This is a genomic window from Microcoleus sp. PH2017_05_CCC_O_A (assembly GCF_020738785.1).
GTDB lineage: Bacteria > Cyanobacteriota > Cyanobacteriia > Cyanobacteriales > Microcoleaceae > Microcoleus.
The window spans coordinates 78711-88926 of sequence record NZ_JAEQCB010000018.1; the positions used below are offsets into that span (position 1 = coordinate 78711).

Consider the following 10216-nt stretch of genomic DNA (forward strand, 5'->3'; position numbering starts at 1 on the left):
GAATTGAATAGGACTAAAGTCCTCACTACAAACTTGATGACTGGTTTGTAGTGAGGACTTTAGTCCTAATTAGCCCGGTTCGTAGTGAGGACTTTAATCCTAATTCCCCCAAATTATGAGGACTTGCATTCCTCACTACAAACATGATGAGAATGATTTAACGATATTAATATAAAATAGTGATGGCAATTGGTGCGATCGCACATTCATGAAAAAAAGTATTTTATTTACGCTATATCTGATTCCTGTTGTCCTTTTAATCGGGTTTGTAGCCACTTTTAGCGTTAACGTACCCATTGATGACGAGTGGAGGTTGGCTAGCCTGTTTGAGAAAATAGCTCAGGGAAGTGTAACGTTTAACGATTTTTGGGCTTTGCACAGCAACCACCGCATAGTCTTTCCGAAATTAATTATCGCTGTGCTGGTTTTTGCTTCCAGATGGAATATTAATTATCAGTTGTGTCTCAGCATCGGTTTGGCTGGGATAACTTTTATGACTATGTACAAGTTATCCTCGATGCAGGTTAAGAATGTTGGGGATAATTTGTGGCATTTAGCTAATATTTTAACTTGTATTTTACTTTTCTCCCTGGTTCAACATGAAAACTGGCTTTGGGGATTTCAATTAGCTTGGTTTTTTGTAAATCTGTGTTTTATAGCTGCGGTTTATGCGCTGGTTTCAACTCACAAATTATTGCCTAATATTAGAATTTCTATTGCTGCTATATTCTGTTTTATTGCTAGTTTTTCTCTGGCTCAAGGTTTGCTATCTTGGTTTGTGGCGGTTCCGGCTGTGGTGGCTTTGGAGGGAAATCGAGTACAGAAAAAAAGAAGATTAATTGTATGGATATTGCTGTTTGCAGCAACTTGTGCTATTTACTCAATTGATTATCATCCTAGCCGTAAAACAAGTATTATTGCATTGTTGAATAAGCCGCTGGTGGTAATTGATTATTTTTTGAGTTTATTGGGTTCGCCAATTGTTAGATCACCTGGACTTTCTGCATTTGTAGGATTGGTAATATTTACAACTTTTGGATTTTTTGTATGGCATTTTGGGAAGAAGATTCTATTAACTAATTTGGGATTGGGTGGGGACGGGCAAGATGCCCATCCCACAATTGATTTGGGATTGCTACATCAGGCTTTACCTTGGCTGTCAATAGGTTTGTTTTCGGTTTTGTCGGCTTTGTTTATTACGGCTGGTAGGGCTAATTTTGGGGCAATTCAGGCGATCGAATCTTCTAGATATACGACTAATTCGATTTTGCTGTTAATTGCTTTGGTTCAGCTAGGACAATTGTTTATTCGAGAAACAAAAGCTCTGTTGAAATTCAACTATAAATTGATTTTTAGAGGAGTTTCAGGGCTATTAATTGGTATAATTATTGTTAATTCTCAGCAGGCGATCGTCCAAACTAGCTCTGCACTTATTTACAAACAAGGCGCTCAAGATTGTTTGCAGTTAATTAACTATCTCGAACCGTCGAAGTTTTTCAACAATTCGCCCGAAAGCTGTTTGAGAGTGTTGAGTAAAAAAACTTGGCTGGTGAGAGAAGGCGCTGCAATTATCGATAAATTTGGTTGGAGAAAGTTCGCCAAAAATGTAGATTTTATTCCTAATACCAAGAAAGTTTACGGCTATTTAGACCAACCTCCAACGGGCGATAAATTATTGAAAGCTGCTGGTTGGGTGGTTTTGCCAGAAAATAGGAAACAGCCGAATATTGTACTGCTATCTGTCGGCGATAAAAAATCTTTTTTTGCTAACGCTTATGTAAATTTGGACAGTCCCGATATTGCTAAGACTTTGAAATCACAGTTGTACAATAATGCGAGGTGGGCGGTTGATGTGTCTGGTGGCGATTTAGCGATCGCCCAAACCGATATCAAAGCTTGGGTGTATAATCCTGTGGACAACCAATTTGTCCAGTTGCGCGGAGGATGAGGAGTGAAAATTTCGGTGATTATACCAGCCCACAACGAAGAGGGCTGTTTGGATGGTACTGTGCGGGCTTTAGCCCAGACGCTCGATTTAGAAGGGATTCCGCACGAAATTTTGATTGTGAATGACAATAGTACGGATAAAACCGTTGACATTTGCCAGGAATTGTCAGAGACTTTCCCCACAGTTAGATACATCAACAATCAACCTCCCAACGGTTTTGGATTTGCCGTGCGTCGGGGTTTGGCGGAATTTGAAGGCGATGCTGTGGCGATTGTGATGGCAGATGCTTCCGACGATCCCGTAGATTTGGTAGCAGGATATCGCCAATTGCAAGCAGGATATGATTGCGTTTTCGGTTCCAGATTTATCAAAGGCGGGTTTGTCGTTGATTATCCAATTCACAAACTAGGAATTAATCGCTTAGCAAACTGGTTTGTCAAAAGTATTTTCGGCTTGCGTTACAACGATGTCACGAATGCTTTTAAACTATATCGCAGAGAAGTGATTGAAGGTATACAACCGATTTTGAGCCATCACTTTAATTTGACTGTCGAACTTCCCCTAAAAGCAATTGTCCGGGGTTTTTCCTATACGGTGATTCCTCTGAGATGGTACAATCGGACTGCTGGTATTTCTAAGTTGAACGCGGCGACTACCACCGAACTAGAAAGATGAATGAGTTGAAATTAGATTTGTTGCCTAAGTCAAGGAGTGAAGTCTTGACTGCGAAGGAATGATGACTAATGATTTTGGTACCGCAGCTATTGATACTTTGATGCTGATACTACTGCGTACCAAAATCGGGACTGCAACTTAGGTAACGGGCGGAACCTGCGAAATGGTTACGAAAAAATGGTCAAATCGCTCAAAAGTGCGATCGCGCGGTAAAATTTAACTTAGGAGGCTATGGGGAAATTTGGTTGAAAAGATATACTAAATTGAGAGGATTAAGTCATGGTTTTAAATGGCAAGATTGATGCCAGATGCCAGTCAACTTGAAAGTGATGAGCCAGAAATGGAAAGTTCCCTACATTATATTCAATTAGCATTATTAGTTGCCTGTTTGGAATGGCAATGGCGCGATCGCAATGACTTTTTTGTTGGAGCAAATCTGACGGTTTACTACAGCCAGCAACAATTGAAAAATCGGGATTTTCGCGGCCCTGATTTTTTTCTGATCGCCGATACCGAAAAACGTCCGCGTCGTTCCTGGGTAGTTTGGGAAGAAGAGGGGAGATATCCCGATCTAATTATAGAATTGCTATCTAGTTCTACCGCCAGAGTCGATCGCAACGAAAAAAAGATATTATATCAAAATCGGTTTAGAACGCCCGAATACTTTTGGTTCGATCCTGAAGATTTGGAATTTGCTGGTTTTCGTTTAATTGGTCAAGAATATCAAGCTATTCTTGCCAATGAATTTGGTAGATTGTGGAGTGAGGTACTAGAATTATATCTGGGAATTCACGATGGGAAATTGCGTTATTTTACCCCAGATGGTGAGTTAGTTGCTACGCCAGAGGAAGCTGCACTGCAAGCCCAAGAGCGAGTCGAACGTTTAGCAAATCAGTTGCGGGCTTTGGGCATTGAACCAGAATAGCTGTCAAAATTAATTGACAGATGATTAAGTTTTAATGCGAGACATATAGCCTTTCTCAGATAGGTGAGGTACGTTGTTGGGCTTCAGCCCTCTTATATTTATTATATAGTAAGCGAGGTCGCATCAAAAACTCCATTTACAGTCATACCTCATCTTTTTGATAAAGGCTATACCTCAACACAATTTAACAGCAGTAATTAATCCTCTAAGAAAGTTGAGTCAATGCCTGAGAGAATTTTAATTGTGGGCGGTGCGGGTTTTATCGGCAGTTGTTTGGCAATTGGCCTGAAGAAACTTCACCCGGAATGGCAAATAATTTGTTTGGATAACCTGCGCCGCCGGGGTTCGGAATTGAATTTGCCTAGGCTTAAAAGTTGCGGGATTCAGTTTGTTTACGGGGATATTCGCACGGCGGCTGATTTAGATCCAGTGGCACTCAATGCTGATTGTATTATAGATTGCGCTGCGGAGCCTTCTGTGCTGGCGGGTTTTAGTTCGCCTCAGTACGTTTTGCAGACGAATTTGCTGGGTACTGTGAATGTTTTGGAATTGGCGAGACAGACTGGTGCGAGTTTGCTGTTTTTGTCTACGAGTCGGGTTTATCCGATCGCCTCTGTCAAGTCTATCAAGTTATTGGAGTTGGATGATAGATTTGCGATCGCCCCAGAGCAAACATTACCCGGTATATCGGAGTTAGGCATATCAGAAGATTTCCCACTAAAAGGACACCGCTCGCTTTACGGAGCAACTAAATTAGCGTCGGAATTGCTGATTGAGGAGTACAGGGAAGCATACAACGTGCAGGCAATTATCAACCGCTGCGGGTTAATTACCGGTGCTTGGCAAATGGGGAAAGTAGATCAGGGAGTTTGCGGTTTGTGGGTGGCGGCTCACTATTTTCAAAGGTCGCTTAATTATATCGGTTTTGGCGGCAGTGGTAAACAAGTTAGGGATTTGCTGCACGTTGAAGATTTGCTGAGATTAGTCAATTATCAGTTGGAACATTTTGCGGAATTTGACGGCGAAGTGTTTAATGTTGGTGGTGGTTTGAGCAACAGTCTGTCTTTAGTTGAAACAACTGATTTGTGCCAAAAAATTACGGGAAAGTCTATTACAATTAATCCGGTTTTGGAGGAACGGGCGGGGGATATTCCGATTTTTATTACCGATTCTTCTAGGGTTATCGATCGCACGGGATGGCAACCTGCGATCGGCCCGGAAGCTGCTTTGCAAGATATTTATGATTGGATTGCAGCTAATGAGGTTGTTTTGAGTTCGATATTGTAGGTAGTTTTTAATGGCGGATTCCTAATAGTAAGGTGCGTCGCTACGAGAATTTTCGCCACTATTTGAGTGACTGCAAGCGACGCACCCTACCGCGAAATTTCATCCCCGTCTAAAATTCCCACCATTACTTTAAATAAATCGTCTAAATCGTCAGGTACTCTAAACAAATGAGTGTCTTGGAAAATAGTTTGCTGATTTCGATCTAACTTGCCAAATCGCCAGACATCTCCCATTGTCACAGCACCGTAAAATATATTTTGGTCTTCCACGTGCGACATAGCAATTAATTGTACAGCTAGTTGAGTAAATCCTCTAGTCATATCGTCGTTTTTTGCTTCAATAACTAGCAACTCTTGATTTGACTTCACGAGATAATCTAAATTTCCCTTTAACCAGCTATTAACGTTGAGAGTATACTCAAATCGCAGTTGACATTGACAGTATCGGATCAGATCCAGAAGTACAGGGGATACTAAGGATTCTCTTCTAGCTATTTCGCTGCTGAGACTGACTAAGGGAAGGATATCTTCTATTTTATCTCTCAGCTCTATCAGTCTATCTAACTGTCTAGTTGTTTTCGGTAAAGATAACCTTCCTTTGCTTAGTGAGTAATCAAATTCTGCTAAAATTTGATCGGTTTCATAAGGTAAGTCAAAGTATGAACGAAAGGTATATTCTCGACCTTCCTGTAAGATTTTTTGCTTGGTCATAGTGTTTTCAATCACAATCTGTTTATTTGTACATTATATATCAATTTTTCTAAGCCGGTCGAATGAGTAATTTCCTGTCCTTAACAAAATTCATCATTTATCCCCAAACTTCTGTCAAATCCAAGACAAAACCAGGCAACACATCTTCGCCGGACAAAGTTGCAGGATTTTCCAGCAATTCTAATTCTTGGTTCTGTCTGTAAATCTCCACTTTTCTGTTTTTTCTATCTATCAACCAACCCAACCGCACCTGGTTTTCCATGTATTCTTGCATTTTATCTTGCAGCGGTTTGATTCTGTCAGTTTTAGAACGGAGTTCCACCACAAAATCTGGGCTTAACGGAATAAAACCTTCTTTTTGTTCTGGGGTTAGTGCATCCCACCTTTCTTGACGCACCCAAGCTGCATCAGGAGAGCGATCGGCCCCATTTGGCAGGTGAAAACCAGTAGAAGAATTAAATGCTTTACCGAGTCTAGTACGCCGATTCCACAGCCAGATTTGCCCTTCTATATCCAGATTTCGATATCCTGTTTCGCCTCCGGTTGGTGGGTTCACGATTAATTCTCCTGTTGCTGTGCGTTCTAATTGTAACTCTCGGTTGGCGATCGCTAATTCTACAAACTGTTCGCGGGTAACGGTGAGCGTTAGTGCAGGCGGAATATTGAGTGCAATATCAGCCGATGAGTTGGTTTCTACCATCATTTTTTCCTAAAATTGATGCTGTTTTAGCAAATTAATCCTCATCTCAGAAAGCCCAAAACATAGGACAATTTGCAATTTTTATTATAGCAATTCAAAGTTCGTAGGTGACAGCCATCGCTCCAATCGGCGATCGCCATCACCATCAATTTCTACTCAGCAAAATAGCGGGTCAAAATCCGCATGATCTCACCGCTAATCGGCGATGGGAGAGGCGGACTCCACTCATCAATCTTGGCAAAACCCAAGATTTGCAGGATATCTACGATCCAGTTAACGCCCTTGGGAGTGCCGCACAGCAGCAAGCGGACGGGTTTTTTGTCGGCGGGCGCGTTGGGAATTTCTTCGCGCAGTAGTTCGGGAACGGACTTTGGTGTTGATATCATAGAGTTATCTCCTAATAGGGTTATCTCCTGAATGTGGGAGTCCAAACCCCTGCCGCGTCTCGATTGCAGTCTGAAGCGGTGGGGGTTTGGTCTTGGGTGTACGCTTGTAATAAGCTAACATAGCTTGTAAACCTATGTCAAGAGGTAACGTGCAAAACTAGAATGTTAAAGAAAGCAGTGATGAGAAAAAGACGATCGTGCCACCGAAGAACCTCAGACGAGTAACCACTTACGTCCCTCCTGAAATAGCCAAAGCATTAGAGGAATGGGCCGAGAAAGACGAGCGATCCGTATCTTGGCTGGCTGGAAAGCTGATTGAAAAAAGTGTTAAAGAGTATCAAAGTCAAGAACAGCAACAAGCCTCTACACCGGAGGTGAAAGAATGAATCCAACAGCTATTAACGCTCTGTGAGTTGGTTAAAGATTGGATCGAAGTTAAAATGTGAGTCAATTTAAAAGAGAAAAACCTAATGGGCGGGAAGCGTAAGCTTGAGTTGATAGCTGTGTATGTAACCAAGGAAAAAAAGGAGGCTCTTGAGGAATGGGCTACTTCTGAAGAACGTTCTGTTTCATGGATTGTTAGCAAGGCGATCGACAAAGCACTGGAAGACCGTCAACAGCAGCAAACTGAGGCAAAACAGGATACACAGCAGTGAAAGTCGATCGCACTTCACTGAAAATTTCATTGCTACTCATTAAAACAATTAGGCTTGTCAACCATGCACACCATTGGTGCTTTTGCGATTATTGACAGCGGCGGCAAGGTACTGCTGTGCCATCGCACCGATAGGGATGCTTGGAACTTGCCTGGTGGTAGGGTTGAGGCGGCAGAAACTCCGTGGGCTGCGGTTGTCCGTGAGGTGGAAGAGGAGGTTGGTTTGCTGGTCAAGGTTATAGGTGCGATTGGCATTTATGCTATACCAGTGCGATCGGACTTGGTGTTTACATTCCGCTGTGAAGTCGTTGGGGGTAGCCTGCACACGACGGAAGAAGCAGATGACATCAAGTGGTATCTGCCCTCGGAGTTGCCTATCAACACGTTTTCGAGTCATGTCGAACGCATCCATGACGCCTACGCTGGGCGCAGCGCGGTTTTGCTGAAGACGCAGGAGTAATCTTTTGTCAGTGAGTTGGTTAAAGATTGGGTAAAAGCTAAAATGTTAGTATTAGTAGAATCTAGTGAATTTTGGGACTTGCTAAAATGAACACTGTTAAATTATCGATCGATGGCGACCGCCAGACTGTAGTTTTACCGAAAGAATACCAGTTTCAAGATAACGAAGTTTACATCAAAAAGATAGGTAACGTTGTTGTTTTAATTTCCAAAAACAATCCGTGGCAAATCTTGTTTGATAGTTTAAAACTCTTCTCTGAAGATTTCATGGAAACTAGAGAACAACCTGTTTTGGACTAACGTGAGGGAACTGTCACGAATTCCAGGTTTAGTCATAGAAAATTGGATTGGGTAGTTAGTTGAGAAGTGCGTTAGCGAAGCCCTCGCAGACGATCGCGATTCGCTTGAATAGAATTTGCGGAAACTAACGTGAGGATATTGATGTTATTAGAAGACCGGGCGGTTGAAACCGCGTCTATACAGACAAAACCCGCCTCCGCGGGTTGAAGAACGGTTACAATTATGTTATTTTCTTCAGTCCGCGGAGGCGGACTTCGTTTGTGTAGGCGCGGTTTCAACCGCCGTCTTCTTTATTGTCCCACCAATTACCTCGGAATGCCAGCATGATGATACCTCTCGATCCGATTATCAGCGCACTTACCAGCATCGCCAATCCTATAATTAAAGATAAGTTTCAGCGCAGCGAAACAGTCATCAAATTACTCAAAAAATTTAACCTCGACCCCGAACACCCGCTGCCGGATTTTAGCAGCGTTTACGCCTACACTTTGGTAGAATACGGCATCGGCAAACCCAAGCCAATTTTAGAACTATTCCGGGAATCAGAAATTAAACAAGCTTTTCGTCAAGCATTCGATCGCAATTCTCCGGCTATTTTTCTCACACAAGGAGAAGAATTTCTCGATACCTATGCTTTGGGAGATAAAATTAAAGATTTAGGGATTGACATTCGGCGCGAATTTGCTGCTTTTTCCGCAGTTTTTATCGCCGTCACCAAGCGCACCCGCAATCCCAAAGAAGCTTTGACGAATCATCAGATTGATTCAGTACACAAACAAATTGTAGCAGTTCAAGAAAGGATCGATCGACTCCCAACTTTAGAAGGAATTCGCACCGAAATGGCGCGATTGGCTGTTGAAAATACTCCGGCTTTACCAGCAGCAACAGAAACTGCGGCAAAATCCCAAGGATTTGCCTTGGCGCAGCAGATGCGCGGTTGGTTTGAAATATTGGGCTACGATTTTGAGCCGTATCAAGTTTGGGAAGATAACTATTTTGAATGGATTATTCGGATTCCGGTGAGACGAGGCAGGTTCGATCGCATTTTGATTCGCGGCATGGCGGGAGAAGCGGGAATTCAAGATGTCGGGGCGCTGAGACAGTCGGTAGAAAAGCAAAAAACCGATGAAGGTTGGCTGGTGACGGCGCGCCGGATTTCCAAAGCAGCCCGCAAGGAAGTTGACAAACCAGAAAATCGCCATCTCGATTGTTATACTTTTGATGAATTGATTGATGTGGATGCGGATTTTAGCGGCTATATCGACTGGTTGGAAAATGAAGTTAAGCGCAGGCAAATCGATGGCAAATACGTGCCTCTCGGTTGTACGAAAGCTGAGTTCGATGGCGCTAACAAGCGACAAATTGATGCCAGTTATTACGGCGAAGAGGACGGCTGGATTGACGGTTATATCGACGTGTGGATGGACGATCCGACGAAAGAACATATTTCGATTTTGGGCGAATTCGGGACGGGGAAAACTTGGTTTGCTTTTCACTATGCTTGGACGGCTTTGCAGCGCTACCAACTGGCAAAGGAAAGAGGAACTCAACGGCCTCGGTTGCCTTTAATTATCACTTTGCGCGACTATGCAAAAGCTTTGAATGTTGAGAATGTTTTGGCTGGTTTCTTCTTTACTCAGCACAATATCCGCCTCAATAGTGAGGTGTTCGATCAACTGAATCGGACAACAAACAATTAACAACTTCTGGGAACTAGCAAAGGTGATTGTTCCCGGTGCGAAAGTAATCTTAACCTGCCGGACAGAACACTTTCCAGAAGCCAAAGAAGGACGCGCTTTATTGAATGCGGAATTAAAAGCTTCGACTGCCAATCTCAGCGGAGAAACACCGCAGTTTGAAGTATTGGAATTAGCAGCATTCGACGACGAGCAAATTCGTCAAGTATTGTCTCACCAAGCCGATGCCGAAACTGTGGCACAGGTGATAAACAGTCCGCAGTTATTGGATTTGGCGCGCAGGCCGGTGATGGCGGAATTGATATTAGAATCATTGCCGGATATTCAAGCAGGTAAACCCGTGGATATGTCGCGGGTATATTTGTATGCGGTGCGCCGGAAGATGGAACGGGATATCAAGGCAGAAAGGACGTTTACATCGCTGGCAGATAAACTATTTTTCCTGTGCGAACTGTCCTGGGAAATGCTATCAAC

The 10216-nt window shown here is 42.9% G+C and carries 12 protein-coding genes and 1 pseudogene; 10 read left to right on the top strand and 3 right to left on the bottom strand.

Annotation, left to right across the window (positions count from 1 at the left end):
• Positions 1-208: 208 nt before the first annotated feature.
• The 4 genes from JGK20_RS06100 (at position 209) to JGK20_RS06115 (ending at position 4835) form a co-directional block, all read left to right on the top strand.
• Positions 209-1948: a hypothetical protein gene (locus JGK20_RS06100; protein ID WP_293229769.1), complete on the top strand. Its 1740-nt coding sequence runs from the start codon at positions 209-211 to the stop codon at positions 1946-1948.
• A 3-nt stretch (positions 1949-1951) separates the two neighbouring features.
• Entirely contained in the window at positions 1952-2623 is a 672-nt protein-coding gene (locus JGK20_RS06105) for a glycosyltransferase family 2 protein (RefSeq protein ID WP_293229772.1), read from the top strand.
• 301 nt (positions 2624-2924) lie between these two features.
• Positions 2925-3548 carry a Uma2 family endonuclease gene (locus JGK20_RS06110; RefSeq protein ID WP_293229774.1) on the top strand — a complete coding sequence of 208 codons (624 nt, stop codon included), beginning with the start codon at positions 2925-2927 and terminating at the stop codon, positions 3546-3548.
• A gap of 222 nt (positions 3549-3770) precedes the next feature.
• Positions 3771-4835, top strand: coding sequence for an NAD-dependent epimerase/dehydratase family protein (locus JGK20_RS06115; RefSeq protein ID WP_293229777.1), 1065 nt, complete (start codon positions 3771-3773; stop codon positions 4833-4835).
• A gap of 86 nt (positions 4836-4921) precedes the next feature.
• On the opposite strand, the gene JGK20_RS06120 is transcribed toward JGK20_RS06115, so the two are convergent.
• From JGK20_RS06120 to JGK20_RS06130, 3 genes are all read right to left on the bottom strand, one after another.
• Positions 4922-5545 carry a hypothetical protein gene (locus tag JGK20_RS06120; RefSeq protein WP_293185945.1) on the bottom strand — a complete coding sequence of 208 codons (624 nt, stop codon included), beginning with the start codon at positions 5543-5545 and terminating at the stop codon, positions 4922-4924.
• Positions 5546-5642: 97 nt separating this feature from the next.
• Positions 5643-6245 (bottom strand): Uma2 family endonuclease, encoded by a 603-nt coding sequence (locus tag JGK20_RS06125; RefSeq protein WP_293229783.1) that lies wholly within the window; start codon positions 6243-6245, stop codon positions 5643-5645.
• Positions 6246-6397: 152 nt separating this feature from the next.
• On the bottom strand, positions 6398-6631 hold the full coding sequence (locus JGK20_RS06130) for a hypothetical protein (RefSeq protein ID WP_293218651.1): 234 nt from the start codon (positions 6629-6631) through the stop codon (positions 6398-6400).
• 197 nt (positions 6632-6828) lie between these two features.
• On the opposite strand from JGK20_RS06130, the gene JGK20_RS06135 reads away from it, so the two are divergent.
• The 6 genes and pseudogenes from JGK20_RS06135 to JGK20_RS06160 all read left to right on the top strand — a co-directional run.
• A complete protein-coding gene (locus JGK20_RS06135) occupies positions 6829-7017 on the top strand; it encodes a hypothetical protein (protein ID WP_293185949.1) in 189 nt (62 codons plus the stop codon).
• 84 nt (positions 7018-7101) lie between these two features.
• The gene (locus tag JGK20_RS06140; protein WP_293185950.1) at positions 7102-7287 is read left to right on the top strand and encodes a CopG family transcriptional regulator; all 186 of its coding nucleotides are present in this window, start codon (positions 7102-7104) and stop codon (positions 7285-7287) included.
• A 63-nt stretch (positions 7288-7350) separates the two neighbouring features.
• Positions 7351-7746 (top strand): NUDIX domain-containing protein, encoded by a 396-nt coding sequence (locus JGK20_RS06145; protein WP_293198993.1) that lies wholly within the window; start codon positions 7351-7353, stop codon positions 7744-7746.
• 86 nt (positions 7747-7832) lie between these two features.
• A complete protein-coding gene (vapB, locus tag JGK20_RS06150) occupies positions 7833-8045 on the top strand; it encodes a type II toxin-antitoxin system VapB family antitoxin (protein WP_293193538.1) in 213 nt (70 codons plus the stop codon).
• Between the two features lie 323 nt (positions 8046-8368).
• Complete coding sequence (locus tag JGK20_RS06155) at positions 8369-9745, top strand: restriction endonuclease (protein WP_293229780.1); 1377 nt, start codon at positions 8369-8371, stop codon at positions 9743-9745.
• A gap of 22 nt (positions 9746-9767) precedes the next feature.
• Positions 9768-10216: pseudogene (locus JGK20_RS06160) on the top strand (hypothetical protein); the annotation flags it as partial.